At 65.4% G+C, this 26,243-nt stretch carries 26 protein-coding genes; 8 read left to right on the plus strand and 18 right to left on the minus strand.

The features are described from left to right. Positions 1 to 12 precede the first annotated feature (12 nt). The 9 genes from OOB33_RS03960 to OOB33_RS04000 all read right to left on the minus strand — a co-directional run bounded on the left by OOB33_RS03960 (position 13) and on the right by OOB33_RS04000 (position 12,391). Positions 13 to 1,119 carry a 6-carboxytetrahydropterin synthase gene (locus OOB33_RS03960; protein WP_271007743.1) on the minus strand — a complete coding sequence of 369 codons (1,107 nt, stop codon included), beginning with the start codon at positions 1,117 to 1,119 and terminating at the stop codon, positions 13 to 15. A gap of 216 nt (positions 1,120 to 1,335) precedes the next feature. Further along, complete coding sequence (locus OOB33_RS03965) at positions 1,336 to 3,048, minus strand: SulP family inorganic anion transporter (protein ID WP_271007744.1); 1,713 nt, start codon at positions 3,046 to 3,048, stop codon at positions 1,336 to 1,338. Positions 3,049 to 3,078: 30 nt separating this feature from the next. Further along, a complete protein-coding gene (locus tag OOB33_RS03970; protein ID WP_271007745.1) occupies positions 3,079 to 5,118 on the minus strand; it encodes a GGDEF domain-containing protein in 2,040 nt (679 codons plus the stop codon). Further along, a complete protein-coding gene (locus tag OOB33_RS03975; RefSeq protein ID WP_271007746.1) occupies positions 5,115 to 7,190 on the minus strand; it encodes a diguanylate cyclase in 2,076 nt (691 codons plus the stop codon). Before OOB33_RS03975 ends, OOB33_RS03970 begins: the two co-directional genes overlap by 4 nt. Positions 7,191 to 7,517: 327 nt before the next feature. Continuing rightward, entirely contained in the window at positions 7,518 to 7,958 is a 441-nt protein-coding gene (locus tag OOB33_RS03980; RefSeq protein WP_102768773.1) for a PaaI family thioesterase, read from the minus strand. Continuing rightward, complete coding sequence (locus OOB33_RS03985) at positions 7,951 to 8,433, minus strand: hypothetical protein (RefSeq protein WP_102768772.1); 483 nt, start codon at positions 8,431 to 8,433, stop codon at positions 7,951 to 7,953. The genes OOB33_RS03980 and OOB33_RS03985 overlap by 8 nt, the downstream gene beginning before the upstream one ends. A gap of 94 nt (positions 8,434 to 8,527) precedes the next feature. Continuing rightward, positions 8,528 to 9,187 carry a class I SAM-dependent DNA methyltransferase gene (locus OOB33_RS03990; RefSeq protein ID WP_165794635.1) on the minus strand — a complete coding sequence of 220 codons (660 nt, stop codon included), beginning with the start codon at positions 9,185 to 9,187 and terminating at the stop codon, positions 8,528 to 8,530. A 48-nt stretch (positions 9,188 to 9,235) separates the two neighbouring features. After that, entirely contained in the window at positions 9,236 to 10,006 is a 771-nt protein-coding gene (locus tag OOB33_RS03995) for a class I SAM-dependent methyltransferase (RefSeq protein ID WP_243392824.1), read from the minus strand. Positions 10,007 to 10,180: 174 nt separating this feature from the next. Further along, the gene (locus tag OOB33_RS04000) at positions 10,181 to 12,391 is read right to left on the minus strand and encodes a helicase-related protein (RefSeq protein WP_243392823.1); all 2,211 of its coding nucleotides are present in this window, start codon (positions 12,389 to 12,391) and stop codon (positions 10,181 to 10,183) included. 264 nt (positions 12,392 to 12,655) lie between these two features. On the opposite strand from OOB33_RS04000, the gene OOB33_RS04005 reads away from it, so the two are divergent. The 4 genes from OOB33_RS04005 (at position 12,656) to OOB33_RS04020 (ending at position 15,532) form a co-directional block, all read left to right on the plus strand. Beyond that, a complete protein-coding gene (locus OOB33_RS04005; protein WP_243392886.1) occupies positions 12,656 to 13,015 on the plus strand; it encodes a YciI family protein in 360 nt (119 codons plus the stop codon). Positions 13,016 to 13,191: 176 nt separating this feature from the next. Next, on the plus strand, positions 13,192 to 13,752 hold the full coding sequence (locus OOB33_RS04010) for an SRPBCC family protein (protein WP_102768769.1): 561 nt from the start codon (positions 13,192 to 13,194) through the stop codon (positions 13,750 to 13,752). A gap of 45 nt (positions 13,753 to 13,797) precedes the next feature. Beyond that, entirely contained in the window at positions 13,798 to 14,217 is a 420-nt protein-coding gene (locus tag OOB33_RS04015; RefSeq protein WP_102768768.1) for a VOC family protein, read from the plus strand. Then, positions 14,210 to 15,532 (plus strand): RNA polymerase sigma factor, encoded by a 1,323-nt coding sequence (locus OOB33_RS04020; protein ID WP_102768767.1) that lies wholly within the window; start codon positions 14,210 to 14,212, stop codon positions 15,530 to 15,532. Before OOB33_RS04015 ends, OOB33_RS04020 begins: the two co-directional genes overlap by 8 nt. A 10-nt stretch (positions 15,533 to 15,542) precedes the next feature. On the opposite strand, the gene OOB33_RS04025 is transcribed toward OOB33_RS04020, so the two are convergent. After that, positions 15,543 to 16,196: a DUF2242 domain-containing protein gene (locus OOB33_RS04025; RefSeq protein ID WP_271007747.1), complete on the minus strand. Its 654-nt coding sequence runs from the start codon at positions 16,194 to 16,196 to the stop codon at positions 15,543 to 15,545. 135 nt (positions 16,197 to 16,331) lie between these two features. After that, entirely contained in the window at positions 16,332 to 16,802 is a 471-nt protein-coding gene (locus OOB33_RS04030; RefSeq protein WP_271007748.1) for an SAM-dependent methyltransferase, read from the minus strand. Positions 16,803 to 17,135: 333 nt separating this feature from the next. On the opposite strand from OOB33_RS04030, the gene OOB33_RS04035 reads away from it, so the two are divergent. Further along, positions 17,136 to 18,989: a DUF885 domain-containing protein gene (locus OOB33_RS04035; RefSeq protein WP_271007749.1), complete on the plus strand. Its 1,854-nt coding sequence runs from the start codon at positions 17,136 to 17,138 to the stop codon at positions 18,987 to 18,989. 161 nt (positions 18,990 to 19,150) lie between these two features. Here the strand turns inward: OOB33_RS04035 and OOB33_RS04040 are convergent, their stop codons facing one another. The 7 genes from OOB33_RS04040 to OOB33_RS04065 all read right to left on the minus strand — a co-directional run bounded on the left by OOB33_RS04040 (position 19,151) and on the right by OOB33_RS04065 (position 24,370). Beyond that, positions 19,151 to 19,510: a DUF6984 family protein gene (locus OOB33_RS04040; RefSeq protein WP_271007750.1), complete on the minus strand. Its 360-nt coding sequence runs from the start codon at positions 19,508 to 19,510 to the stop codon at positions 19,151 to 19,153. A gap of 368 nt (positions 19,511 to 19,878) precedes the next feature. After that, positions 19,879 to 20,427: a hypothetical protein gene (locus OOB33_RS04045; protein ID WP_271007751.1), complete on the minus strand. Its 549-nt coding sequence runs from the start codon at positions 20,425 to 20,427 to the stop codon at positions 19,879 to 19,881. Positions 20,428 to 20,624: 197 nt separating this feature from the next. Beyond that, positions 20,625 to 20,960 (minus strand): CC0125/CC1285 family lipoprotein, encoded by a 336-nt coding sequence (locus OOB33_RS24500; RefSeq protein WP_442952987.1) that lies wholly within the window; start codon positions 20,958 to 20,960, stop codon positions 20,625 to 20,627. 99 nt (positions 20,961 to 21,059) lie between these two features. Further along, positions 21,060 to 21,563 (minus strand): hypothetical protein, encoded by a 504-nt coding sequence (locus OOB33_RS04050; RefSeq protein ID WP_271007752.1) that lies wholly within the window; start codon positions 21,561 to 21,563, stop codon positions 21,060 to 21,062. Positions 21,564 to 21,629: 66 nt separating this feature from the next. Then, complete coding sequence (locus tag OOB33_RS04055; RefSeq protein WP_271007753.1) at positions 21,630 to 21,974, minus strand: hypothetical protein; 345 nt, start codon at positions 21,972 to 21,974, stop codon at positions 21,630 to 21,632. A 793-nt stretch (positions 21,975 to 22,767) separates the two neighbouring features. Then, positions 22,768 to 23,292 (minus strand): demethoxyubiquinone hydroxylase family protein, encoded by a 525-nt coding sequence (locus tag OOB33_RS04060; RefSeq protein WP_271007754.1) that lies wholly within the window; start codon positions 23,290 to 23,292, stop codon positions 22,768 to 22,770. Positions 23,293 to 23,914: 622 nt separating this feature from the next. Next, complete coding sequence (locus OOB33_RS04065) at positions 23,915 to 24,370, minus strand: GNAT family N-acetyltransferase (protein WP_271007755.1); 456 nt, start codon at positions 24,368 to 24,370, stop codon at positions 23,915 to 23,917. 75 nt (positions 24,371 to 24,445) lie between these two features. Here OOB33_RS04065 and OOB33_RS04070 point away from each other — a divergent pair, with 75 nt between their 5' ends. The 3 genes from OOB33_RS04070 (at position 24,446) to OOB33_RS04080 (ending at position 26,079) form a co-directional block, all read left to right on the plus strand. Then, a complete protein-coding gene (locus OOB33_RS04070; protein ID WP_271007756.1) occupies positions 24,446 to 24,802 on the plus strand; it encodes a DUF3147 family protein in 357 nt (118 codons plus the stop codon). A 79-nt stretch (positions 24,803 to 24,881) separates the two neighbouring features. Further along, complete coding sequence (locus OOB33_RS04075; protein ID WP_271007757.1) at positions 24,882 to 25,523, plus strand: LysE family translocator; 642 nt, start codon at positions 24,882 to 24,884, stop codon at positions 25,521 to 25,523. A 13-nt stretch (positions 25,524 to 25,536) separates the two neighbouring features. Beyond that, positions 25,537 to 26,079, plus strand: a complete 543-nt coding sequence (locus OOB33_RS04080) for a DUF2939 domain-containing protein (protein ID WP_271007758.1) — start codon at positions 25,537 to 25,539, stop codon at positions 26,077 to 26,079. The last annotated feature ends 164 nt before the right edge of the window (positions 26,080 to 26,243 follow it).

A 26,243-nucleotide genomic window follows, 5' to 3' on the forward strand; every position in this document is an offset into this window, starting at 1 on the left:
GCTTCGTGACGTTCAGACCGGGATCAGGTCCACCGCGGTGGCCACACTGACGATAGAGCCGCAGCCGCGGGTCTCGTACATGTCCACACGGTCCAGCTGCGGCAGGTCGACCCGGGCCTTGCCCAGCACCCAGGCCGCCAGGCTGGCGGTATCGCCATCGGGTAGATCGGCAATCTCGTAGAGCGGCCGGTGGTCGATGGCCTTGAAGATGGGGTCGAACAAGGTCTTCACATCGCCAAAGTCCACAGTCCAGCCCATCACCGCATCGAGCTCGGCGCTCAGGTGCAGGCGCAAGGTGTAGGTGTGGCCATGGATGGCGCGCAGCGGGCTGTCGGCCGGCGCGGCCTTGAGCTGGATGGCGCTGTCCAAGGTCAGCTCTTTCCAGATGCGGTAGTTCTGGCCGTCGAAGTTGGCGCCGCAGGAGCCCGTCTCGTAGACGGTCAGCCAACTCAGCTCGGGCAACAGCGGCTTCATGCGCGCCCACAGCCAGGCCGAGATCACCTCGCTGGTCGGGTTGCTCAGGCCCTCGATCTCGTTCAGGCAGTGGTAGTTCAGCTCGGCATGGAAGGGTGCCCAGACCTCGTCCAGATGGTCGTAGTCGATGCTGATGTCGCGCTCGCCCAGGTCCTGGTTGGCATGGACGATCACCTCGAAACCATGGCCGTGCATGCGGCCGCATTTGTGGCCCATCGGCACATTGGGCAGTTTGTGGGCCGCTTGAAAACGGTAGCGGCGCCAGACATGGGCCATGCCCTTGACGTCCAGATCGACCCCGCTGTGCTGGGTGCTCTGGATGCCCACTTGCTGAATGCCGGGCACGCCGAACTCATGCTCCAGGCGCAGGCGGATCCAGCGGGCGATGTTCTCGTCGGTGGGTTGTTCGATGGTCTGGTTCAGCAGGGCATGGTCCAGCGGCGCCACGCAGGCTTCCAGCCGGCGCCGCAGTTCTTCCACTTCGGCGCCTGGAAACGGCGCCCAGCCCGCGGGCAGCTGGGCTCGGATGGTGGCGAAATAGCTGTGCCCATGCAGGCCGCGGCTGCGGTGGCCCGAGGGCAGCGCCGGGATCTGGCAGGCCGACTCAAAGCCACAGGAGGCGGAGTACAGGGTGTCGGTGTTCATCAAAGACTTCGCCTTGCAATATCAATATGGTTTTTAGATTTTTAAGAATGGTAGTCGTAGTAAGGGTGAACCCTGGCTGTGGACAAGCGCAATTTTCTCAGTCCTGACAAGTGTTTGGCAGCTTCCAAAGCATGTGGACGCCAGGCCTTGAACTTTTCACTCGAGAGATAACAACTTTGGATGCAAGCGCCGGCCTGTGGACAAGCGGGCACTTGTTCAAGATTCATCCACAAGTTTGTCCACAGGGTTCGGCTGACCCTGGACCATGCCCTGGTGGTGGCTGAGGAAGACCTCGCCCTCGAACCAACGGGTCCAGTTGGCGGCGCGCAGGCGGTCCAGCACGGGGCCCTTCACCTCGCTCAAATCCAGGCGCAGGCCCTGGCGTTTGAGGTGGCTGTGCAGTTCGCGCAAGGCCTCCAGGCCGCTGAAATCGATGCTGTTGACCGGGGACATCAGCAGCACCACGCGGCGCATCGGCTCAGCCCCCGGTTCGGTGTGGTTCAAGAAACTTTGCACCACCTCGGTCAGGCTGCGCGCATTGGTGAAGAGCAGGCTTTCATCGATGCGCAGGCCCAGCACGCCGGGCTGGCATTGCACGGCATGCCGGCCGACATTGCGGTAATGCTCGGTGCCGGGCACCCGGCCGATCAAGGCCACATGGGGCCGCGCCGTGCGCTGCAGCAGCAGGGCGATGGAACCCAGCACGCCCAGGGCCAGGGCCGCGCTGACGCTCCAGCACAGCACGATGGCAGCCACGCCGGCCATCAGCAGCGCCTCGGCGCGGGCATAGCGCCAGGCCTCGACAAAGGGTTGGAACTTCAGGCCAGAGAGCACGGCCACCAGAATCGTCGCCGCCAGCACCGATTTGGGCAGCGAGGCCAGCGGCCCGGCCAGCAAGCCCATGGCCAAGCCCATGAAAAGGGCGACAAACACGCCGCTGAGCCGGCTGCGGCTGCCGGCTTCATGCAGCAAGACGCTGCGCGAAAAACTGCCCGCCACCGGCATGCCGCCGCTGAAGGCCGCACAAAGATTGGCTGCCGCCAGGCCGCGCAGCTCGGCGCCGGCCTGCACTTTCTCGCCGCGCCGGCGCGCCAGCGATTCCGCTACCACCAGGCTGGAGACGTAGGTGATCAAGGCAATCAGCAGGGCGCTGGGCGCCAGGTTCCACCACAGTTCGGCTTCCGTGCGTGGAAGGCTGGTGTGCAAATCCATGGGCGGCAAGGTGCCGACCAGGGCCACGCCGTGTGACGCCACATCACCCGCGCTGGCTGCAGCCATGGCGAGCAACAGCAGACCCATGGGTGCCAAGCGCGCCAGCCCCGGCCGCAACCAGCGCCGCCCGGCCAGCAAGAGGCCGCAGGCCAGCAGGCCGAAGCCGGCCGTCCAGCCATGCCAGGCAAAGCCGCTGCTCTGGGCGCTCTGCCACAAGCCGGGCAATTCAAAGCCTTGCGCCGGGCTGCCCAGCAAGACCGGCAGCTGGCTCAGTGCAATCGTCAATGTCGCTCCGGTTTCAAAGCCGTGCAGCACCGGCACCGAGAGCAGCGAGGCCAGGGCATCCAGGCGCAAGGCCGCGGCCAGCAGCAGGATCAGGCCCACCTCGGCCGCCAGCACCAGGGCACCTTCCGAGGGGCTGACCCCCGGCGGCAGTGCGCCCAAGGCCTGGGCAATCATCAGGGCCAGCACCGCCACTGGGCCGACCGCCAAGACCGGGCTCGATCCCCACAAGGCATAGGCCAGCAGAGGCAGCAGGCTGGCGTAGAGTCCGATCTGCGGCGGCAGGCCGGCCAGCATGGCATAGGCCAGGCTTTGCGGAATCAGCAGCACGCTGACCACCAGGGCTGCCATCACGTCGGCGCGCAGGGCATCGGGTGAGCGCTGCAGCAAACGACGGCGCAGTGTGGCCAACCAGGGCTCGGAGGCAGAGTTCATCGGCCGGATTGTCTCAGCCGCTGGGCTGCCTCAAGCCGCTCCGGGCCCGAGGATCTGCTGCAGGCTGACCTGATCGTTGGAGCAGGCGGCTTCGAAATCCGCCGCGATCGATTCCAGGCTGGCGCGGTCGGCCGCACGCACGGCGGCAATGCCCATGGCCCGGTTGCGGCCGCGTGATTTGGCGGTGTACAGCGCCATATCGGCCCAGTTGACCGCCTGCTCCCAGTGCAGGGGCAGCTCGCCCGGTGGCAGCGGGAAATGGGCAAAACCCAGGGACACGGTGATGCGCAGCGGCCCGTCGGCGCTGTGCACCGGCGTGTCGGCCACCGTGTGCAGGATGCGCTCGGCCAGCGAGGCCAGCTGCTCACTCGTCACCGCGGAGGCGAAGACCAGGAATTCCTCGCCGCCCCAACGCACCACCAAATCGCCTTGCCGAACGGCATGCGAGAGCCGCCGCGCCACCTCGCAGATCACCACATCGCCGATGCCATGGCCATGCTGGTCGTTGACATGCTTGAAGTGGTCGATGTCCACCATCAGCAGGGCACCGTGGAAATCCTGTTGCGTCTGCTCGTTCATCACGGCCAGGAAATGGCGGCGATTGGCCAGATCGGTCAGCGGGTCGCGCTCGCTTTGCGCGCGCAACAGCAGTTCATTGGCCTTGAGTCGCTGGTTGGCCAGGTGCATGCGTCGCACCATCACCCCACCCAAGAGCAGTGACAGGCCCAGCAAGACCGCCACCGCATAACTCACCTGGCTGGCCAGCTGGCGGTTGCTGAGCTGGCGGTCGACCAGGGCCTGCTGGCTGACCAGCAGGTTCAGATCGCGTTGCTTGCGTTCGCTGTCGTACTTGATCCTGAGCTGCTGCATGGCCGACTCACGGTTGCGGGCATTGAGCTGGGCACTGAGCTTGCGTTCCTCGTGGTAAGCCAGGATGGCCTCGCGGGGGCGGCCCACCGAGGCCCAGGCCTCGCCCTGTTCGCGCAGCTGGGTCGAGAGCTGCACCAGATCGGTGTTGCCCTGGTTCAGTTCGCGCAGCCGGGTCAACTCCTGGCGGGCCTGCTCGAACTGACGCAGCTGGATGCGCGTCACCACCATATTGCTGCGGATGACCCGCTCAAATCGCGCGTCAGGCAGGCTCGACAACATGGCCAGAACCGGTTGCGCGGCCTGCAGGGCACGCAAGGGCTGGCCGACCTGCATGTAGTAGTCGTTCAGGCCGATGTAGAGCTGGGCCGTCAATCGCTTAGAGCCGGCCTCACGCGCCAGCGCCAGTCCTTCATCGAGGGCCTGGCGCTGGGCTTTGCGGTCTCCCACGCGTGCCGCCAGGATGGCTTCGTTGGATTTCACCTGACCCATGGCTTGCGGATCACCCTGGGCGGTCTGCAAGGCCAGCGTTATCCAGCGCCGACTCAGCTCGGGCTGACTCTGGTCTTGATAGAGCATGGCCAGGGTGGCCATGCTGAAAGCGCTGCGGCGGTGGTCTTCGGCCGCCTGGGCCAGCTCCAGCGCATATTTCTGGCCGGCTTCGGCGGCCGAGACTGCGCCCTCGGCCATCTGCGTGCGGGCCAGCAGGCGCAGTGCCGACCAGGCCAGGCGATAGTCGCAGACTTGCTGGGTGACAGCTGACTTCAGCGTCTGGCGCGGGCAGTTTCGTTCCAGCGTCTGCAGGGCCAGGCGGGCCCACTCGGCCGTGCTTTGCAGGTGGCCATCGCGGCTGGCGATCTCGCCGCGCAAAACCTGGCTGCGCGTCAGCTGGCCGGCCTGCAGGGCCAGCTGATCGGCCATCTTCTGAGCGCCGATCCGGTCGCCATGAACCAGGCGGACCATGCCCTCCGCGAAATCGATACGCGCTTCCTGTTCGGGGCCGGGCCGCTCTGTCCCGGCCAGCTCCTGGCGCAGTGTCTGCAGGGCATGCAGCACCTCATCCAACTGATCGTCTTCGCGCCGCACCAGCTGATCGAGCTGGCTTGGCAGGGCGGCAGCCAGTGCCTGCGGTGGCTGAGCTGCCCAGGCCGAACCCAGCAGCAGGCCGGTGCCGAGAATGCTTGCGTGCAGCGCCCGCTTCACAGCCGGCTCTCCTCGAAACGGGCCGGGCCGTTCAGGGTCAGCAGCTGGACCTGACCCGATTGCCAGGCGGCTTCCATGCCCTTGGCCAGCTCCTGCAGGCCGTCTTCATCGCTGGCCTGCATGGATTCAATGCCATAGGCCTTGTTGCGGCCATGGGCCTTGGCCAGGTACATGACCGTGTCCACCAGGTCGATGGCGCGTTCCCAGTTGACTGCCACCTCATACGGCGCCACCGGAAAGCTGGCAAAGCCGATCGATGCCGTGACCGGGATGTGTTGCGCACCATGCCGCACCGTGGGTGCGGCAATCTGGTCGAGCAGGCGCTGGGCCAGGGTGCTGGCATAGCTGACCTCGCGGGTCTCGACCAGGATCAGGAACTCTTCACCGCCCCAGCGCACCACCAGGTCTTCATCACGCAGCGTCGCTTGCAAGCGGCGGGCGATTTCAATCAGCACCGTGTCACCGGCGGCATGGCCATGCTGGTCGTTGATGCGCTTGAAATGGTCGATGTCGATCAGGAACACCGTGCCGCTCAGCATGCCCTTGTCGGCCAGCCGTTTGATGGCGGCCTGGAAATGGCGGCGGTTGGCGAGGCCGGTCAGCGGGTCGCGCTCGCTGGCCATCTTGAGCGCGGCATTGCTGTGCGCCAGAGCCCGGTTGGTCTTGCGGATGCGTTGGTAGGCCAGGCCCAGCAGCACGGCAGACAACACGATGCAGCCGCCCAGCGCCGCCCACAGGCGCAGCTGCAGATCGCGGGCGCGCAACTGCTCGGTCTTGAGGCTGTTGTCGCGGTTGAGCAGCTCGATTTCCTTGGCGCGGCGTTCGTCTTCGTAGCTCTCCTGGATCTCCAGCAGGGTCTTTCGGGTTTCGTCGCGCAGCACCTTGTCGATCTTGCGGCGGTGCTGGTGAAACGCCTCCACGGCCGCGCTGAGGTCGCCGGCCCGCTCCAGATGCATGCCCAGCTCCAGCCAGGCATTGGCGACGATGGTGTCGGCACCCCGTTGCTCGTCGCGCGCCAGGGCAGCCAGCACCTCGCGCTTGCCTTCTTCCACACGGCGCAAGCCGATCTTGGCGATGCCCCGGTTGTGGCGGGCCAGCAGCTCGTAGTCGATGTGCTGGGTGGCCAGGGCCAGAGCCAAGGCCTCATCGGCGAACTTGAGAGCGTGGCTGTAGCGGCCCTGATTGAGGTGGAAATCGGCGAAATTGCCCAGGGCCAGCGAGGTCAGTGTGTCCGAGCCCGCCTGGCGGGCGGCATCCAGAGCCGCCTGCTTGGCCTGCTGTGCACCGTCCATCAAGCCCAAGGTCTGCAGCACGATGCCGCGCATGGTGTAGATGTCGTAGAGCAGGGCCGGGCTGGGGTCTTGGTCAACCTCGGCCAGGGATTTGTCGCTGAACTGGCGGGCCAGGTCCAGCTGTTGGGCCTGGTGGTAGATGAAGGCCAGGTTGCTCAGGGTCTGGGCGCGGCGCCAGGGCTTGCCGATCGCATCGGCCAGCTTGAGCGCCTCGGTGGCATTGGCAATCGCTGCGTCGACATCGCCGGTCTCGCTCTGCACAAAGGACAGGAAATCATGGCAGCGCAGCAGCAGCAGTGGCCCGGTTTCTTGCACCGTGTAGCCGGCCAGGGGGGCCATGGTGCGCTCGGCCTGGCGCAGCCCGTCGCTGAAGCGCTGCTGGCGGGCGCGGATGTAAATCAGGGCCAGGTTGGCAGCGCGCCGATTTGCTTCGTTGGGCCACTCTTCCAAGTCCTTGATGATGCTGGCCGTCAGTGCGGCATCGCGCATCTCGGTACTCAGATAGCCCCGCAAGGCCAGCAGCTGCACACGCGCCAGACTGCCCGGCGCGGTGCGTGGCTGCATCTCATGCAGCACATGCTCGCTGGCCGCCGGGTGGCTGCGCCCTTCGCGTTCGACGCGCTCGAGCTCGTCCCAGATGGGGTCTTGCTGTTCGGTCTGAGTGTTCTTGCCGCTGGTTTGCTGCGCCCGGTTCGAGGCATCCGGCTCGGGCACGCCGGGCTGGCAGGCGGTCAGCCCGAGCAAACTCAGGCTCAGCAGCCAGCCGGCACAGGCCGGCATGGCGCGCGCCCGTGCAGGCACAGGCGATTCAGCCTTCGTGAAAACGGATGCTCGGCTCATTGACGGCGGTATCGGCACAGCAGGGGTCGAATTGAGTGCAGGCTCAGGGGTGGTGAGCAATCAAGCGGTCAAGACCGAGAACAAATGGACAGGCCGGGATGGGGCCGCGGATTTCTTCCAGCGTGGTGCGCAAGAAACCCGCTGCAGTGAGCCGGTCACACCCGACCCGCGATCTCAGGCCCGGCCCATGGACCGCCCGGGCAGTGTAGTGAGCGCATAGCGCCCAGTTCCCGGTGATTTCCCCGGGGTTGGGTCGGCGGCGGGGCCTCAGCGGGCTTGAACCAGCACCATGGTGGCCTGCATCAAGGCCACAACCTTGAAGTCGCGGGCGTCCTCGCTCAGAAAGGCCCGCACCTCGCCGCTGCACACGGTCAGCAGGCGGCCGGCGTTCTGCACCTTGCCCACGGCCAGGAAATGCGTGCCGATGGCCGGCCGCATCAGATTGATCTTGAACTCGGCCGACACCACCTCGAAGCCCGGCGCCGCCAGGCTCAGCGCCGCGTAGCCGCAGGCGCTGTCGACGATGCTGGTGATGGCGCCGGCATGGACAAAGCCCTGCTGCTGCGAGACTGCGGGCGAGTTGGGCATGGCGATGTGCACCTCGCCCTCGCCCACCCAGGCCAGGCGGGCGCCGAGGGTGCGCATCAGGCCCTGGGCCTCGAAACTGCGGCTGATGCGGGCGGCGCGGTCTTCGCAGTCCTCACTCATGGGGCAGCCCTTCGGCCATGGCCAGCAAGGTTCCGAGCATCACGAAGGCAATGGCCACCAGCAGCGCCAGTCCAAGCGGCTTCAGCCAGGACTTGCGCGGGTAAGTGCGTCCGTAACGGGCCAGCACCAGGCCAACCTGTTCCTTGCCGTTGGCGTAGTACCAGGCCACCAGAAAGACCAGGCCGGCGACACGCGTCAGCAAGTCTGCCGCTTTCTCACTCGGCAGCACGGCGCTCACACCGACCGTCACCACGAGGAACACCAGATAAGCCCAGACCCACTGCAGCGAGCGCGCCGCCTTGTCGGGATGTCCCATGGCCAGCCAGTTGGATCGCTGCAGCAGGGCGCCAAACACGGGGCTGAAGATCAAGCTCCAGCTGGCCGCTGCGTTGGGGTTCCACAAGCGCGGCGCCGTCGCTGCGGGTGGTTCGATGGGTGCTGAATCGGGGGCCAGGGACGGCGATGCATCGATCATGGGCTGCGTTCCTCGTGGTCTTGAAGCCGGGCTTTGAGTCAGGCTATGAGCCGGGCTGGATCTGGAAACACCAGCATAACGGGGGATCGGGACGTCAGGCGGCGGGCTGGGCGCTCGTCATCCGCTGCGCCAGGATCACCACATCCACGGTGGCCTGCGAGGCGTTGGCGGGGCTGGGCAGGCGTTCGAGCTCAAGATCGCCAAAGCCGGCCGCCGCGAGCCAGCTGGCAATCGTCTCCGGCTGGCGGTAGAACAGATGCACCCGGTCGCCGCTGCTGCTCAGCTGCACGCCGCTGTCGGCCGGGTCACCGGTGATGCTGCTGAGCAGCAGGTGGCCACCGGCGCGCAGCAGGCGGGCCAGCTCGGCCAGCACCTGGCACGCGTCGTCGTCGTTGAAATAGCTCAGGCCGAAGCAGAAGGCCAGGGCGTCGAAACCAGGGCTCAGGGCCGACAGGTCGCGGCAGTCGGCCTGGTGCGTGGAGATGCCGGGCAGGCGTTGCTGCGCGGTGGCCAGCATGGCGGCCGATTGGTCGACGCAGAGGATGTCGGCATCGGGCCGGCAGCGGCGCACAAAAGCCGCCACATTGCCGGGCCCGCAAGCCAGGTCGAGCAGGCGCGGCGCCTTGTCGGGCAGGCGATCGACCAGGGCCTGGTAGTGGCGGTCGTAGTCGCGCAGCTCGAAGTATTTCTCGGCATAACGCTGGGCATGCTTGTCAAAGCAGGCCACCGATTCGGCGTTGTAGTCCTCGGACACGGCATTCCTCCATGGGCTGCCGATATTAGCCGCCGAGGAAACTTGCGCTCAGCGCTGGAAACGCAGCAGGTGGCCGCTGTACTTTTCGGCCGCCTCGGGCGCCGAGCGCAGCAGGCGGTCGTCCAGCGCGAAGCCCAGGCCGGCCATGCGTTTGCTGAAGGCTGGGCGGTTGCCGCGGTTGGGATCCACGACCAGCACCTCGCAATGCGGCAAAGCGTGGCGTTCGATGAAGCCACAGAGTGCACCGCCGTCGTCGCGTTCGTAGAGGATGTCGCTGCCCATGATCAGGTCGAAGCGGCCCTGCACGCGCGGGCGATGGCGGCGTGCTGCGGCCGGATGGCGCTTGGCGCTGGCCGCGGCGGTGGCCAGGGCAAGGAGCTCCTCGTCCCAGCTCTGGCCCGACCAGTCGCCGTGGCAGTAGCGCATCGGCGGCAGGTCGTTGAGCCGCAGGTTTTCCATCAAGAAGTGGCCGGCCAGGGGGTGGCAATCGCTGGCCGTGACCAGGGCGCCGCGGCGGTGGCTGACCAGGCTGGCCAGGCCCAGGCCGCAGCCGATTTCCAGAATGCTTTCGCCCTCCACCAGGGGGCGCAGGGCCATGGCCTCGGCCAGGCGCAGGCCCGAGGGCCAGAGCAGGCCGAACAAGGGCCAGGTGGCCGAAGAGATGCCCAGGGCTTCGGCCTCACCGAGGGGATCGCTGAACTGCTGGCGGTCCAGCAGGGAGCGGATCTGCAGATCGGCCACGCCGGCAATGGCGATGGATTCCAGCTTGTAGGCCAGCGCCGGGTCGGCGTCGGTCAGGGTCAAAGCCGTGTCAGACATGGCGGGAGCTTTCGAGTTGCATGCACACATCCAACCGGAATGCTCGGGACTTTCTTTGGGTGAACGGGTGAACAAGTGAGCGGCGCTGCGCGCCTGGTGAACCCGTCACCCTCACCCCTTCACCCCTTCACCCCTTCACCTGTTCACTTGTTCACTTGTTCACTTGTTCACGACTCACCGCCGCCCGCCCCGCGTCTGCCACAGCGGCTTCTTGCCCTTCAAGTGGCGCTCGATGCCGTCGTTCAGGCGGCTGCGCAGGTCCACCACCTCGGCCACCTGGCCGTAGACGCCGGGGAAGCGCAGGTCCAGCCAGAGCCAGAGCGTGCAGCTGCGCAGGGCCTGCTCCATGCGGTCGAGGCGGCTGTGTTCGTCCACGTCCTGCAGGAACCAGGGCGAGCCGGCCTTGCCGTTGAGGGCGTGGCGGTGGGCCCAGTCCAGGTACTCCTGCACCTGGGCATCGGTGCGGCTGTCCACCGGCGCTTGCGCGTAGATGAAGCGTTGCTTGAGCGTCAGGCCGCCCGCGGCCTGGTCGAGCTGGGCGGCCAGGTCCAGCATCTGCTCCAGCTCGGCCACGGCGAAGTGGGCGTCGTCCAGGCGCAGCTGTTCCATGAAGACACTGAGCACCTCGCGCAGGCGCTTCAAGCCCAGGCGGCTGGCAATGGTGTTGACATGCCACCAGTTCGGCGCCACCGCGGCCTTGAAATCGCGCGGTGCCCGCGGCTGCTTGGGCAGCAGCTCCTTCAGTACCTTGGCGGCCTGCGGTTCGGCCTCGCGCAGCACGCCGCAGAAGCCTTCGTCGTGCATGCCATAACGCCCAGCCCGGCCGGCGATCTGGTGCACCTCGGAGACGGTCAACGCGCGGTCGCCCTGGCCGTCGAACTTGCTCATGGTGCTGAACAGCACGCGCCGGATCGGCAGGTTCAGGCCCATGCCGATGGCATCGGTGGCAACCAGGATGTGGGCGGCGCCGTTGGCAAAGCGCTCGGCCTCGCGCCGCCGCACCTCGGGCGGCAGCGCGCCGTAGATGACCGAGACCGGGTGGCCGGCTTGGGCGATCTGGTCGCGCAGCATCAGCACCTCGCGGCGGCTGAAGGCCACCACGGCGTCGCCTTTTTTCAGCGCGGCGATGGGCACGGGGGCGGGCAGCAGCTGCACCTCCTGCTTGCGCTCGAAATGCCGGACCGTGCAGCGCTCGCCGCACAGGCCCAGCAGGCTCTCGATCGCCGGCACGGCATAGGCGGAACAGATGATGATCACCTCATTGGCCGGCACCGCGACGATGGCTTGGGTCCAGGCCCAGCCGCGGTAGAGGTCGAAGAGCATCTGCGCTTCGTCGATCACCGCCACGTCGATGGGCTTGTTGGTGTTGACCATCTCGATGGTGCTGGAGACGACGCGGGCGCCATCGGCCGGCACGTTCTCCTCGCCCGTCAGCAGCGAGCAGGGCACGCCGCGGCCGACCAGACGGTCGCGCCCTTCCAGGGCCAGCAGGCGCAGCGGCGCCAGGTAGGCGCCCTCGTGGGCTCGCGCCAGGCGCTCGAAGGCGGCGTAGGTCTTGCCGCTGTTGGGTGGGCCCACGTAAAGCGTGACCGTGCGCTGCAGGCGGCGCGCGGCATCAAAGGTGTCGGGGTAGCCCTGGAAGGCCAGCTCGCTGTTCAAACCGGCCAGGGTGTTGAGCTCGGCAACGCGGTGCTCCCAGCGGTCCTGGGCGCGGGTGCAGCCGGCCTTGAGCAGCTCGAAAGCCTGGGGCATGGCGCATTCGGCCTGCAGGCGGGGCAGCAGGGAATCGAGATGCTCCGGGTGGCCGGCCTCGCTGCGCGCCAGCAGCTGGGCCAGATGGGCTTGCAGCTCCGCCGCGTGGGCATAGGGCGGTTGCTGGCCCAGGGCGGCCTTGAGGGCGTGCAGGTCGCCGTCGCGGTAGAAGGCCCAGACCGGGCCGTCGTCCTCCAGCGGCACGCGGAAGGCCACCGGGATCTGCCAGCCCGGCAGGGCCAGCTTGAGGTTGAGGCGGCAGAGCCGGCTCCAGCCCTGGCCCTCACGGCTCAGGCCCAGGCCGTCCAGCAGCACCGTGCGCTGCTGCATCAGCGCGCGCACGGTGGGCGCGGTGCCGACGACATCGAGATGCGCCAGGGCCACGGCCATCAGGCGCGGCGCGATCCAGCGGCTGGGGCGGGCACCGGCCACGGCTTTTTGCAGCAGCACCAGGCCGGCGCGGTCCAGCGCCGCCTCCTGGGCGCTGGCCTCGCCACTGGCGGCGCCGAAATCAGCCGGCGTCAGCACCTGGGGCAGTTGGTAGGCCGCCTGGCGGATGCGCAAGAGCTGCTCGGGCCCGATGCCGGCTGGCAGGCGGCTGGCGTGCTGCGGCCGGGGCAGGTTCAGGGGCACAGGCTTGCCGGCAGACGCCGCCGACGCGGGCTCGGCGCGCGACGGATCCGGCGAACCGGCGGAAGAAGAAGTCGTAGAAAAAGGATCACTCACCCTGGGAGTGGACCACATGTTCAAGCCGCCCTGGCCGCTCCACAATGCGCGCCAAGCGAGCTTTGCAAGGAACCCCGTGCTATGTCGACCCCGAATCCCGTCCCCGCCACCGCGCTCGAGAGCGCGCCGCCTGCCGCTTCGGCCAGCGCCGCCCCGGCCGATTCGTCCTACATGCTCCTGATCGTGGAGCCCCTGGGTCAGCGCCAGGCGCGCGGCCGCGCCGGGGGCGAGCAGGCCTATGCCCGCATGCTGGCCTTTGGTGCCGATCTGCAGGCGCGTGGCCTGCTGGAAGCCAGCAACTCGCTCGCTTCCACCCGCCAGGCGGTGCGCCTGCAGGTGCGCGAGGGCCAGACCCAGCTGACCGATGGCCCGTTTGCCGAGGCCAAGGAAATGATCGGCGGCTTCTTCCTGCTCAAGAACTGCAGCCGCGCCCTGGCTCTGGAAATGGCGGCCCGCTGCCCGGCGGCCGAGTGGGCCACGGTGGAGGTGCGCCAGGTCGGCCCCTGTTTCGAGGACGCAGAGCCGGCCTGATCCTCAGCGCTGAGGAGGGATAGACGGACGGACGCACGGAAAGTTCGTGCGAGCTCCGCCCCGGTGATGTCGAAAACGCAGGGCCTGCTTCGTCGTGTGGGCAAGGGCGGCCAGAGGGCGCGCCTCTGGCCATGCGGCCTCATCGCTCAAACCCAGTTCGGAGAAAGAAGCTCTTTATGGTCCTCACCCTGTTCAAACTGATCGGCGGCCTTCTGGTCCTGTTGCTGCTGGTCTTGCTGTTCCAGGCCTCGCGCCAGCCGGACCATTTCAAGGTCGAACGTCAGCTGCGCATCCAGGCCTCGCCCGAGACCTTGTTTGCCCTGATTCAAGACCTGCGCCAGTTCAACCGCTGGAACCCCTACGAGAAGAAAGACCCGCAGATCCAGGGCCAGTACAGCGCCCAGACCGCCGGCCCCGGGGCGCGTTACGCCTGGCAAAGCAAGGAAGTGGGCGAAGGCAGCCTGGAGATCACCGAGCTGCAAGCCCCGCAGCGTGTGGCCATGCGCCTGGATTTCATCAAGCCCTTTGAGGCCCACAACCAGGCCGAGTTCCGCATCGAAGCCCTGCCCGGCGGCGCCTCGCAGGTGAGCTGGACCATGACCGGCCCCTCTCCCTTTGTCAGCAAGCTGATGGGGGTGATCTTCAATATGGACCGCATGATCGGCCGTGATTTCGAGGCCGGGCTGCAGAACCTCAGGGGCCTGGCAGAGCCGGCGCCCGCTGCATCGGCGACCTGAACCGTCATCAGATCCAAACCCAGCCACCGCGAGACCCACCACACCATGCATCAGCAAATCTTCGTCAATCTGCCCATCCGCGACATGGCGCGTTCGCGCGCCTTCTTCGAAGCCATGGGCTACGCCTTCAACCCGCAGTTCAGCAACGAGCAGGGCGCCTGCCTGGTGCTCGGTGAGAACCTCTTCGCCATGCTGCTGGTGCACGAGTTCTTCCAGGGCTTCACCGGCAAGCCCATCGTCGATGCACGCCAGGGCACCGAGTTGCTGCTCTGCCTGTCCTGCAGCAGCCGCGCCGAGGTGGACGCCTTGGTGGCCAAGGCCGTGGCCGCCGGCGGCAGCGCACCCCGCGCGCCGCAGGACCATGGCTTCATGTACGCCCATGGTTTCGAGGACCTGGACGGCCACATCTGGGAGCTCTGCTTCATGGACACCAGCGCCTGTGCCGACCCCGGCAGCGATGCCTGAAGACAGCGCCCTGCACGACACCGTGGCGGCCATCTGGCGCCAGGAGTCGGCCCGCATCGTCGCCCATGCGGCCCGCCTGGTGCGCGATCTGGACCGCGCCGAGGAGCTGGCGCAAGACGCCCTGCTGGCCGCCCTCGAGACCTGGCCGCGCGACGGCCTGCCCCACAATCCGGCCGCCTGGCTGATGACCACGGCCAAACACCGCGCCCTCGATCACCTGCGCCGCGTGGCCATGCAGGCGCGCCAGGAGGAAGCCCTGGCCCAGGATCTGCAAAGCCTGCAGGCCGATGTGGAGCCCGATTTCGCGCCCGAGTTGATCCGCAGCCTCGACCAGGCTGCCGATGCGGCCCATATCGACGACGATCTGCTGCGCCTGCTCTTCATCGCCTGCCACCCGGTGCTGCCGCCGGCCAGCCGCCTGGCCTTGACCCTGCGCCTGCTCGGCGGCCTCAGCACGGCCGAGATCGCCCGCGCTTGTCTGCAGCCCGAGCCCACCGTGGCCCAGCGCATCGTGCGCGCCAAGCGCACCCTGGCCGACAGCGGCCTGCCTTTTGAGCTGCCCCAGGGCGAGGCGCGCAGCGAGGCCTTGGGCTCGGTGCTGGCCGTGATCTATCTGATGTTCAACGAAGGCCACGCCGCCAGCCAGGGTGAGGACTGGATGCGCCCCACGCTGTGCGAAGAGGCGCTGCGCCTGGCCCGGGTGCTGGCCGGCCTGAGCCCGCAGGAGGCCGAGGTTCACGGCCTGCTGGCTCTGCTGGAGATCCAGGCCTCGCGCCTGGCGGCGCGGCTCGATGAACAAGGCCAGCCCGTGCTGCTGATGGACCAGGACCGGCGCCGCTGGGATGCTTTGCTGATCCGCCGTGGCTTGGGCGCTTTGGCCCGCGCCGAGGCCCTGGCCCAGCACGAGGCGACCGGCCCCGGGCCTTACCAGCTGCAAGCGGCGATTGCCGTCTGCCATGCCCGCGCGGCCACGGCCGAGGCCACCGATTGGGCGGCGATTGTGGCCGGCTATGACGCCTTGATGGCGCGTTATCCCTCGCCCGTGGTGCGCCTGAACCGGGCGGTGGCCGTCAGCCGCCAGTCACCCGAGCAAGGTGGCGGGCCGGCCGTGGCCCTGGCCCTGCTGCAGCCGCTGCGCGAGCTGCCGGCCTTGCGTGACTACCCCTGGCTGGCCAGCGCCGAAGGCGATGTGCTGGAGCGGTTGGGGCGGCGCGAGGAGGCCCGGGTCGCCTTCGAGCGCGCGGCGGCCTTGAGCGGCAATGCGCAGGATCAAGCCCTGCTGCGCGCCCGGGCGCAGGCCCTGAAGTCGGATTGAGGTCGGCGGACTACTTGTCGGCGACCCGCTCGCCCAGCATGCGCTGCATCAGGCTGAAGAAGCGGTCGTAGAAGGCGCCGGCCGGGATGGTCTCGCTGGCCACCTTGACCAGGGACTCATCGGTCGAGGACATGGGCACCGAGATGGAGCCCAGGGCGCTCACGCCGATGCTGGTGGAATTGCTGCTTTTTTTCAGCGAGTAACGGTCTTGCTGGGCGGATACAAAGGCGGTGGTCACCTGGTCCTGGCGGCCATCGGGCGCGCACACCACATTGAAGCTGATCTCCACATGGACATCGCCATCGGGCTGGAAATGCTTGCGACCCGTGACCGAGCTGTTGTTGCTGCTCGGCGGCACGGCATTGGCCGGTGTCGGGCTGATGACATAGCCCTGGCTCAGCAGGGCGCGGCGCGCCGCTTCGCAGGTGTCTTCGACGCTGCCGTCGAACAGGCGCGAAAAGGTCTCGTCCGCCTGGAAGCGCTCGTTCTGGTAGACCGTGGTCTTGCCGGCCTTCTCGGCCGGTGCCTGGAAGGGCATCTGCACCGCACAGCCCGCCAGACTCAGGGCCGCGGCAGCGCCCAGACCGAGCAGGCCGGCCCGGGCCCGCAGGGCCAGGCTTCGCCGTGTCATCGGGCTGGGGGGCAACCGGACGGGCTGCATCATGGCTGAGCGCTCCTTGTGAGGTGTGGGTGAACGGGGGTATCAGGGGTATCAGGGCTGACGCAGGCCAGGCCTGGCGCGCAGGGGGCATTATCCCGTGAGTGCTGAGCAGGCTTGTTTAGTAGCCCATATGCGGTCTCAGGCCTTGTGCGACCAGTAGTCGCGCATCAGCTCATGCGACCAGGGCGGCTGACGCAGCGGCCCCCGCGGCAGGAACTCGGCCATCACCGGCTTGATGTCCAGCACCGGCGTGCCGTCGATCGCATCGAGCTCGGCCACGAAGAGCTGCGTCCCTTCCACGCGCAAGAGTCGGCAGATGGTGCTGCCGATGCGGTTGGGCCGGTTCTTGGCCCGCTGGGCAAAGATGCCCACGGCCGGCCAGGCCGGGTTGTTGCGCGGGTGGCGGGCGCCGCGCACCACCTTCTCGGGCGCCACACAGTGGAAGAGAAAGAGCAGCTCCACATGGGAAAACGCATCCAGGCCCTGCAGAGCCTCCGCGTCAAAGCCCTCGGCCAGGCGGATGCACGATTCCTCGCCGCCCCAGAAATCATCTTCCGACGCGGGGCGGCGCGCGTGGACGGTGGCGATGGCTTCGATCTCGGTCTTCATGGGTCCTCCCGTGCTGGCTGGGGTCGTCGTTTGATCGCGTTGAGTGGAGTGGGGTGCGGCTCAGTCTAGCCCTGCCCTTGCCGCGGTCTGCGGCGTTTTACGGTGTCTGCAAGGGCCTGCGCGCTGAACCTGGGCGTATCGAAAGCAAAGCCCGAAGGTCGCCGCGCTTGCGCTTGGCGCGCCAGCCGATCAGCCCCTGCCGCACGGTGCGCGCAGGTGCCGGCAGCGCGCAGGTAACCCAGCGGTAACGCGCAGGGAGCTGGCTACACTGCCCGCCTGGCCGGCCCGCCGCCGGTTTCTCGCTTCCCCCGACTCTCGCCCCCGCACCTGCCCATGAATACGACCTTCATTTCCCGCCCTCGTCTGCGCAGCCTGGTGGCCAGCCTGGTCTTGCTCGGGAGCCTCAGCGGGGTGCAGGCCGCAGGCGGCCTGGCGCTGGCGGGCGCGCAGGCAGCGAGTGCCGCTGCGCCCTCGGCCGCCAGCCGCGCCTTCGACCGCGAGGTCGATGCCTTTCTGAAAGAGTACTGGCGTCTGGTGCCCGAGATGGCGGTGGCCGCCGGCCAGTACGCTGCCGCGGCCCAGCTGCCGGCGCCGACCGAGGCCTTGCGGCAGGCCCAGCTGGCCTTCGCCGAGCGCTGGATCCAGCGCCTGCAGGCCCTGCCCACCAAGCTGGCGCTCGATGCCGGCCAGCGCAGCGACCTGGCCCTGCTGGACAACCACCTGCGCGGCCTGCAGTGGAGCTTGAGTGAGCTGCGCAGCGACCAGTGGAACCCGTCCGAGTACAACGTGGCCAATGGCTTCTCCGAGCTGCTCAGCAAGGAAGACTTCGCGCCCCTGCCGCAGCGCCTGGCCCTGGTGGAGCGCCGCCTGCAGCAGGTGCCGGCCTACTACCGCGCCGCCCTGCTCAAGCTCAAGGACCCCAGCTCCATGCATCTGCGCCTGGCCATCCGCCAGAGCGAGGGGGCGCTGGAGACCTTCCGCAGCAGCATTCCCGAGGCGGCGGCCAAGGCCAAGCTCTCGCCGGCCCGCAGGGCCTATCTGCTGAAACATAACGAGGCGGCACAGCGCAGCCTGGAGCAGTTCATCGCCGAGCTCAAGGCCCTGGATGCGCGCCAGACGGCCGCCGGCACCGGCCGCGATTTCCGCCTCGGCCGCGCCCTGTTCGAGAAGTCTTTTGGCTATGAGATCCAGGCCAGTGTCGATGCCGATGGCCTCTACCAGCGCGCCCTGGCCGAGAAGGCCGCCCTTCACCAGAAGATGGGCGAGCTGGCCCTGGGCCTGTGGCCCCAGCTCTTTCCGGACGAGGCCGTGCCCGCCGAGCGCCTGGACCTGATCGCCCGCGTCATCGACAAGCTCAGCGAGCGTCACGCCACGCCCGAAGGCTTTGTCGACGAGATCAAGGCCCAGATCCCCGCGCTCTCCGCCTGGGTCACAGAGCATGACCTGCTGACCCTGGACCCCAGCCGCCCCCTGCTGGTGCGCGAAACCCCGGCCTACATGCGCGGCGTGGCCGGCGCCTCGATCAGCGCGCCCGGCCCGCTGGACCCCAAGGGCATGACCTACTACAACGTCGACCCGCTGGACAAATACAGCCCAGCCGAGGCCGAGTCCTTTCTGCGCGAGTACAACCACTGGGCCCTGCAGGTGCTGAGCATCCACGAGGCCGTGCCCGGCCACTATGTGCAGCTGCTGTACTCGAACAAGTCCAGCTCCAAGGTCAAGAGTCTGTTCGGCAACGGCGCCATGATCGAAGGCTGGGCCGTCTACGCCGAGCGCATGATGATGGAAAGCGGCTGGGGCTCCGTCAACGGCCAGCCCAGCCCCGAGATGGGCCTGATGTACGCGAAGTGGAACCTCCGCGTGGTCTGCAATGCCATCCTGGACTATCAAACCCATGTGCTGGGCCAGGGCGAGGCCGAGGCCATTCAGCTGCTGCAACGCGAAGCCTTCCAGGCTCGGACCGAGGCCAAGGAGAAATGGCACCGCTCTCAAGTCAGCGCCGTACAGCTGAGCAGTTACTTTGCAGGCTTCTCAGAAATCCTGGCCCTGCGCGAACAGCTCAAAGCCGCACAAGGCCCCGCCTTCAAGCTCAAGGCCTTCCACGAGAACTTCCTCAGCTACGGCAGCGCCCCGGTCAAGGTGGTCAGCGAGGCGATGTTGAAGGCGGCCGGGGCGGCGAAGCCGTGAGGGGTGGCGGCGGGCCTGGCTTTGACGGTCGGGCTTGCCGATGGCTTGTGAATGCTTCTGTCCGGGATTGCACACGACTGATGGAGGGGCTCGTCTGACCTGCCCGCATCAGGCGATTCCCGGAAGGGGGGCGGACTTATGAACCTGAGGCCCCTTGAAATTTAAGGTCTGACCCCGCTGGCCCAGAGCGAAGGGTTGAACAGCATTTGCGACACCTCGTTTTGCGAGGGCCAGCGCTGCAATGCCGAAAAATCGACTTTCCAAACGTCGATCTCAAAGAGTTGATCGTAGACATCTACGTTCAGCGAAGCGATGACCGGAGTTCCATCGGCATCCGAGAATTGCGTTTCCGCCACCTTCCGACCCAGCTCCCATTCAATTGACGATCCTCCAATTCGCAAGCCGCCCATTCCGCCGCCCGAAAGGGGCTCGACCAGCAGTTGCTCCGCACGCTCATGCCTGCATCCAATAGAAAGCAGGTGCTGGGTCAAAGGAATCTCGTGGTCGAGCAATGGCCGCATGACAGTTCAACGATTCAACTGAGCGTCTGTTTAGCGCAGTCTGCCGCAGTGCCGCGGTCGGGCCTAGTTTGATAGATCCCGCTCAGCCTCCAGTTGCTCAAGGTCGGCATTCTTTGGATAGTGGTACCAAGTCTCATGCGGTGAAAGTTCGCCGCACTCGATACATTGAGTTTTCTGCCATTTGTAGGAACACCCAGGACAAACGCCTCGAGTCCAGAATGTATTCCACACAGTTCCGCAGGATGGCATGCAATCCCACCTGTCTTCTGGTCTGGGCCGCCACTTGCAGTGGGGGCAGTAGATTTCTGCTCTATCTTGCATAAGTCAGTCGCCTTGACTGCGACACGCCAATGTTTGAACTGAGGGGTTCAGGCGTCACGCTCTAAAACTGCGATGACACCCTCTGGTAGAGCTTGACCGCGCTCTATGTCACCGTAGATGTACTCGAAGGACAGCCATTCGAAGTGCGTGAGCCCAACAGCTTCCGCGAACGCCTTAGCAGGCTCAAGCTTAGCAACCTGGTCTAAGTCTTCTGGATCGAGCAGCATACGAAGTCGTGCGGTATCGAATGAGCACAATGCGGAGCCGAGAACGCGATCCGCTGCCTCCACGTCCAGTTTGTTCACGACATTGAGCCTTGGCTCCCATTCGCACTCATGCTGAGTGACCAGGTCGGGCCCCTGATAGACCTCCACGGACCATCCGTAATCCTCGGCATACATGTAGTGAAGCAACACCCCGACATTGCTTTCAATCAGTTGATTGTTGGGCTCAAACATGGGGCCTTCCGCGAGGATCGTGACCCACCCGTTCTCAGCGGGAAAGACATAACCGTCAAGGCCTGCGCGTCGCAGAAGAGATAGACCATCAGTCGTGGTGCTCGATTTCAACTGATAACTGTCGCTGAATTCGCTCATGTGATTGCCGGGTAGGTGCTGGGAACTTGGATGACAAGTATTTACTACAGCGGTGGGCGAAGCCATCCGCTGCAGCAAAGGTCGAGCGGTGCCTCATACATGCAATACACCCTCTGGCCTGCCGTTTCGACTCCGGTTGAGTGATGAGGTAGGCGAATGACTGAATAGGGCAGAGCCAGATGAACGAACGACTTCCCCTACTTGCACCTGACGATTCCCACAATCTTCGGATGTGTTCCAGACACCGGAACCATCAGTCCGCCGACTGGCAAACTCATGCTGAAGGAAGTTGATCCAGGCCCAGAGAGAGTGTGTTCGTAGTCGCCACCACAAAGCTCTCTAGCCCTACGGTGCCAGTACTCTTGAGCCAACTCTCTTGAAACGCCGCCATTGCCAAGAAAGGTGACTTCGTAAACCTTTGGCTCCAACTGCTTCTCGGAATATCCGCCAAGCGACCCAAGTGGTTGATACGGGGTTGCGCATCCAGCAATAACAACAGCAGATAGCGCCAATAGAAGTTTTCGTAGTCTCATTTGCACTTTCGTAGCGATGAATGAAGCTGCCCAATGCTTGAGTTAACTGGCATACGACAGGGTGACGTAGCCGGGAAGCGTGTCCGGTTGAGAGATGGGCTACGGCGCATTGCGTGGACGCATGTCTCTGCCAGTTGGGTCGGTGTCCAACACAGACTCATGCAGGCCAGAAATCGACTCTCCCGTTGGCTCAAAGTCCTCGTTCGTCTCTACCAGCGCCCAACCAAGGTCCTCGACGCCCGGCTCGCGTATTGACGGATCACCCAGCAAGTAGCAGATGTCAAAGAGCAGCCGTGCCTGCATGCCTCGAGTCAAGTCAACGATGTCCTCGCGGGACACACCCATTGCTTGCATTCGCGCAAGTGCATGCCCGACGCCAGCAAATGGCTGACCTGGATTCCGCTGGGAGTTGGCGATCTCCTGATCAATCCATGCGTCGTTATTCTCAGAGACCACTCGCTCCCACGCTTGGCGAAGAAACAAAAACCGGTGGAGCTGATTGGCGCCTTCGGACACTTGCGAGGCCGCCCAGCCTTCAGGATCACGGGCCCCAAGCTCCCGGAATAGCTCGACGAGCTTTCTCTCGTCTTTTGGAATAGGCATCAATTCTCCTCTGCGCCATAGCGTGAAAGTGAGCAAACGCCCTAGGTGGTCCGCTCCAATGACAGGCTATTGCGCCGCGAGCACTTTTGCATAGATCTCTTCCCTCGCCAGCGGCGAACTTGCATTGTCGAACCTCTCGAAGAGCCCCAAGCGAAAGAGCCGCTCGTTCATGCTCATGCCGCCGATGCAATCAATTGCAGTCTTACAGAACGCCGACCAAAGAACATAAACAGCTGCATGCGTCGAATCGTCGGCTATCCAACTATTGCGAATGTAGCGCTCGACCTGTGTTCGCAGTTCATCCACGTTGTCTGCATTGAACTTCCATTCGACCAGCAGACGAGCCAACCCTTGAACAACAGCGTCCGTCGATGTGCGACCAATCGCAGACGCCGTCTCGTCAATCGTCACTTGCGCCATAACGTTTGAGCTAACTGACCCGCAACGGCAGGACGCTGCAGGGCCAGAGTGAAATTAGGCCCGAAGGTGGCTTGCCGTTGCGGGTCCAGTTGAGAGACGGGTTATGTGGATGGTGGCTATTGCACAATGGCTCCTCCCCATGGCGAGACTCTGACCTTAATTAGACGCTGGCCATTCGCATCGAGTACCCAAATGGAAACCAAAGATGCACGCCCAATGTGCGACACCTCATCGTCGACCTCTTCAACCTTAACTCGTTCAACTATCGCGGTAGTGGAGAGGCAATAAGTGGCGAAGTCAGGATCTTCTCCAAAGTCGATGACTTGAACTGTAAGCACCCGTTTGCCCCTGGCCTGCGCGCATTCTGGTCGCCTGGGGTAATACGCTACCTGAACGGCAAATGGTGACGAGTAGCCGAGGTCATATAGCAATAGTTGGGATGGCCGCACACTGGGCGGCATAGCCATCTTTGAAATAACCACATCCAAATCTGACGCGCCCGCCGCTAGCCCCTGACAAAGAAGCAATATGAAAAGCAGCCGTCTACATGTACGCATTGCAGTTGCCACCTAACTTCGTTGTATTTGCATCGTTGACGAATTCTGCCCAACATTTGAGCAATCGACCCTCGTGGAGGCCACAGATTCTCAACGCCGCAAGGCTTTCATCCGCGAAGGTCAGCCTCTCTGGGTCAGTAACGTACTCGCATTGGATCGTCTACAACTTGCGGTCGAGTTCCTACTGACGGACGACATCTTGCGCTTCGGTCCAAGTTGTTAAGGGCTCACGCTCGCATGCCAAACCATATGACTGCCTCAGTAGAGGCCGCAACCACCGGCGAGAGCACTTGCGGCCAGAGTCGCCCGCCCCTCAAGTGGGCCGCAGAGTGATCGTGATGCTGCCGCTCGTCTTCGACGATTGCAGAGATGGCCGCCACGGCGGCTTCATCCTTTCCCTGCAGCAGCTCTAACTGGTGCTCCAGATGGCTTAGAACGACGCGTTCGACTGCGACCGTGGTTGCTGCAATTGCCTTGCGGCCAAGCAGGCCGGTCACGACGCCAAGCACAAAGCCCCCAAGCGCACAGAGCCAGTAGCTGCGACAGCGCCGATGCCCGCGCCGCTCGAGTTCCGACCAGAAGATGGACCTGTGTCGTCGTTCGTGCGACCTGAACTCTTCCAGCTCGGCAACCATGTCTCGGGCAGTCAGTCGTGCCGCGATGATTTGCCCTGTGTAGATGCAAATGGCGCCATGCTCGCCGGCATGGTTGACTTTCAGAATTCGAGATCCAAGCGCGGGTTCGACGGCCATTGTTGGTCTGCTGTTCTCAGTCAAAAAGCGAAGCTAGGCGGACGCCGTTTGAGGCGAACTGCTTGAGTCGAGGGTTAGAACGCGGCATTTGATACCGAGAATGACCAGAAACACACCACCGAGTACGGCGCCAATGGCAAGCGCCGCAAAGTATGCGATGACCTGCCAAGTCTCCACTAAGGTGGCTGGAGTGAAGTGGGCGAGTGCAAGCGTAGTTACGACACCACCAATCATTGCGCCTGCAACGAAGGCAGCCGCAACTCGAACAGCAACCGATCTTGGCTGGAAAGAACGAACGACCATGAACGCCACAACCAATGCAAGCGCCATGCAGAGGGTTAGAAGCAATGCGGAGAACAATGGGCCCATAGCGTTCTAACTTGGTCGAAGGTGGGTCGCGGATGAGACTCGCCGGGCATGCAATCAATCGAGCCAATTGCGGACTACAGAATCTCAGCGCAGCTGGGCCCTCACGAGCGATGGCTGTATTTTGAAACAGCAGCAGCGCTGACAGCACGGGTCAACGGAACATGTCTCACGCTACCCTGCTTCAGCGGACCTGCAATCCTCTAGGACTGTGGGCCGCATGGCAGGGCAAATCCTGGCGCGCCGACATCCGGCCTCAGCCCCGCCTCATCTCAAAGCTCGCCTCCCCATGCGCATCGATGCCCAGGTAGGTCCAGCCAGTGGCGCGGTAAAAGGCTTCGGCGCGGGTGCCGGGTGCGGTGCCTAGGTTCAGGCGTTCCAGGCCCTGGCTGAACAGCCAGCTGACCATCTCAGTTTGTAAGCGGCGGCCGAAGCCGCGGCCTTCGTGGGCGGGGTCCACGAACAGGGCCCAGATATTGCCGGTCTGGGCATTGCCCACGGCAAAGGCCAGCACCTCGCCGCTTTCCTGATCTTCCATCACCCAGCCGCGGCCGGTGTCCTCGATGGCGGGGATGTAGTGTGCTTCGCGGATCACATCGCTGGTGAGCGGGTTCTCGCGCACGGCGCGGCGCACGCGGTGCATGCCGGGGATGTCGGCACGCGTGGCCTGGCGCAGCAGCGCTGGGGCTGGGGATGGATGGAGGGTGGTCATGGCGGCAGTATCGTGGCATGAAGCGAGGGTTTGCTCATGCGGCGGGCCGGTCCAGCAGCCGCCTACACTGGCCGCATGAACAGCTGGCTCTGGATCAAGTACCTGCTCACCGCCGCCGTGGTGGTGGTGGTGTCGGAGTTTGCGCGGCGCAATGACAAGCTGGGCGGGCTGGTCGCCGCCCTGCCCTTGATCACGGTGCTGAGTCTGGTGTGGCTGCAGCTGGAGCAGCAGCCGGTCGAGAAGATCGCCAGCCATGCGCGCTACACCTTCTGGTATGTGCTGCCGACCCTGCCCATGTTCTTGGTCTTTCCCTGGCTGCTGGCCCGCTGGGGCTTCTGGCCGGCCCTGGGCTGCAGCCTGGTGCTGACGCTGGTCTTGTTCGCGGCGTTTGCCTGGTGCATGGCCCGGTTGGGCGTGGTCGACCTGCTGTGAGTTCTGGCGCCCGGCTGGCCCTGGTTTAAGCTGGCCCTTCTCTTCTTTTCTCTCGGTGTTCTGGAGCGCGGTGATCCTCATGTTTGGCACGCAAGACCTGACCCTGTTCATCATTTCGGGCCTGCTGCTCAATATCGCGCCTGGGCCGGATTCCCTGCTCATCATGGCCCGCAGCGCCAGCCAGGGCTTTCGGGCCGGTTCGGCCGCGGCGCTGGGCGTGGGCAGCGGCATTTTGGTGCATGTGCTGGCGGCAGCGCTGGGCCTGTCGGCGCTGATGGCGGCGTCGAGCTGGGCGTTCGGTCTGGTCAAGCTGCTGGGCGCGGCCTATCTGGTCTACATCGGCCTGAGCCTGCTGCTCCGCCGCGCCGCGGCCGAGGGCCCCCGCGAAGCCGCCGCGACGCTGCCGCCAAAGCAAAGCCTGCGCAGCATCTATCTGCAGGGCCTGCTGACCAATGTGCTCAACCCCAAGGTGGCCTTGTTCTTCCTGGCCTTTGTGCCCCAGTTCATTGCGGCCGATGCGCCGAGCAAGCCGCTGGCCTTTGTCTTCCTCGGCCTGGTCTTCAATCTCAACGGCATGCTCTGGTGCCATTTCCTGGCCTGGAGCACGGCGCAGGCCAGCCGCCGCATCACGGCCAGCCCGCGCGTGGTGAGCTGGCTGAACCGCGCGATCGGTGCCGTGTTCCTGGGTTTTGGCCTGCGCCTGGCGCTGGCCCAGCGCTGAGGATGGGTGCTGCATGAGCCTCAAGCGCTTCAAACTCAAGCACTGGCTGCTGGCCGCGCTGGCCCTGGCTGGCCTGGCCTTGTATGCCAGCCCCTACCTGGCCTTGATGCAGATCCGTGAGGCCGCGCGAGAGCGTGATGGCGCGGGCCTGGCGGCCTGGGTCGACTTTCCCAGCCTGCGCGCCAGCGTCAAGCAGGGCGTGCACGAGCGCCTGCTCTCCTCCGCCAGCGACCGCACGCAGCCGCCCAGCCCGGCCCGAGCCATGGGCGCAGCCGTGGCGGGCGCCCTGCTCGGCCCCATGGTCGAGGCCTTGATCACCCCGGCCAGCCTGGCCCGCCTGCTGCAAGGCGTGCCCCCGGCCGCCGCGGGCCTGCCCGCCTCGGCGCCGGCGCCTGAGGTCGCCGCCCGGCGGTTGGAGACGCGCATGGCCTACGAACATCCGAACCGCTTTGTCTTCAGCATCCGACCGCTCGGTGAGGACGAGGAGCCGGTGGAGCTGGTGCTGCATCGCCGGGGCTTGTTCGCCTGGCGTGTCGTCGAGCTGCGCCTGCCCTAGTTTTCAAAATGGACGGCTTGCCTCTCCTGGCTGCCACCCCTTCGCCAAATACTGTTGCCGAGCCCGTCGCATTCGCCCCAAAAGGGTGATAGCTGAGCCCGCGCCATGCGATGAATACTTGGCCCGATTCGCCTCCGGTCTGCAAAGCCTAGTCTCTGGCACGG

This window comes from Paucibacter sp. B51 (assembly GCF_027863535.1).
GTDB classification, from domain to species: domain Bacteria; phylum Pseudomonadota; class Gammaproteobacteria; order Burkholderiales; family Burkholderiaceae_C; genus Paucibacter_A; species Paucibacter_A aquatilis.

Bases quoted from the DNA above. Each gene is read 5' to 3' on its own strand.
- OOB33_RS04040 (WP_271007750.1), bottom strand. From the start codon at position 19,510: ATGCGGCCATTGCTCGACCACGAGATTCCTTTGACCCAGCACCTGCTT.
- OOB33_RS04045 (WP_271007751.1), bottom strand. From the start codon at position 20,427: ATGAGCGAATTCAGCGACAGTTATCAGTTGAAATCGAGCACCACGACT.
- OOB33_RS24500 (WP_442952987.1), bottom strand. From the start codon at position 20,960: ATGAGACTACGAAAACTTCTATTGGCGCTATCTGCTGTTGTTATTGCT.
- OOB33_RS04075 (WP_271007757.1), top strand. From the start codon at position 24,882: ATGTTTGGCACGCAAGACCTGACCCTGTTCATCATTTCGGGCCTGCTG.
- OOB33_RS04070 (WP_271007756.1), top strand. From the start codon at position 24,446: ATGAACAGCTGGCTCTGGATCAAGTACCTGCTCACCGCCGCCGTGGTG.
- OOB33_RS03985 (WP_102768772.1), bottom strand. From the start codon at position 8,433: ATGATCGATGCATCGCCGTCCCTGGCCCCCGATTCAGCACCCATCGAA.
- OOB33_RS04050 (WP_271007752.1), bottom strand. From the start codon at position 21,563: ATGCCTATTCCAAAAGACGAGAGAAAGCTCGTCGAGCTATTCCGGGAG.
- OOB33_RS03965 (WP_271007744.1), bottom strand. From the start codon at position 3,048: ATGAACTCTGCCTCCGAGCCCTGGTTGGCCACACTGCGCCGTCGTTTG.
- OOB33_RS04080 (WP_271007758.1), top strand. From the start codon at position 25,537: ATGAGCCTCAAGCGCTTCAAACTCAAGCACTGGCTGCTGGCCGCGCTG.
- OOB33_RS04025 (WP_271007747.1), bottom strand. From the start codon at position 16,196: ATGATGCAGCCCGTCCGGTTGCCCCCCAGCCCGATGACACGGCGAAGC.
- OOB33_RS03995 (WP_243392824.1), bottom strand. From the start codon at position 10,006: ATGTCTGACACGGCTTTGACCCTGACCGACGCCGACCCGGCGCTGGCC.
- OOB33_RS03980 (WP_102768773.1), bottom strand. From the start codon at position 7,958: ATGAGTGAGGACTGCGAAGACCGCGCCGCCCGCATCAGCCGCAGTTTC.
- OOB33_RS04035 (WP_271007749.1), top strand. From the start codon at position 17,136: ATGAATACGACCTTCATTTCCCGCCCTCGTCTGCGCAGCCTGGTGGCC.
- OOB33_RS03960 (WP_271007743.1), bottom strand. From the start codon at position 1,119: ATGAACACCGACACCCTGTACTCCGCCTCCTGTGGCTTTGAGTCGGCC.
- OOB33_RS03975 (WP_271007746.1), bottom strand. From the start codon at position 7,190: ATGCCGGCCTGTGCCGGCTGGCTGCTGAGCCTGAGTTTGCTCGGGCTG.
- OOB33_RS04005 (WP_243392886.1), top strand. From the start codon at position 12,656: ATGCTCCTGATCGTGGAGCCCCTGGGTCAGCGCCAGGCGCGCGGCCGC.
- OOB33_RS04060 (WP_271007754.1), bottom strand. From the start codon at position 23,292: ATGGCCGTCGAACCCGCGCTTGGATCTCGAATTCTGAAAGTCAACCAT.
- OOB33_RS04010 (WP_102768769.1), top strand. From the start codon at position 13,192: ATGGTCCTCACCCTGTTCAAACTGATCGGCGGCCTTCTGGTCCTGTTG.
- OOB33_RS04065 (WP_271007755.1), bottom strand. From the start codon at position 24,370: ATGACCACCCTCCATCCATCCCCAGCCCCAGCGCTGCTGCGCCAGGCC.
- OOB33_RS04015 (WP_102768768.1), top strand. From the start codon at position 13,798: ATGCATCAGCAAATCTTCGTCAATCTGCCCATCCGCGACATGGCGCGT.
- OOB33_RS04020 (WP_102768767.1), top strand. From the start codon at position 14,210: ATGCCTGAAGACAGCGCCCTGCACGACACCGTGGCGGCCATCTGGCGC.
- OOB33_RS04030 (WP_271007748.1), bottom strand. From the start codon at position 16,802: ATGAAGACCGAGATCGAAGCCATCGCCACCGTCCACGCGCGCCGCCCC.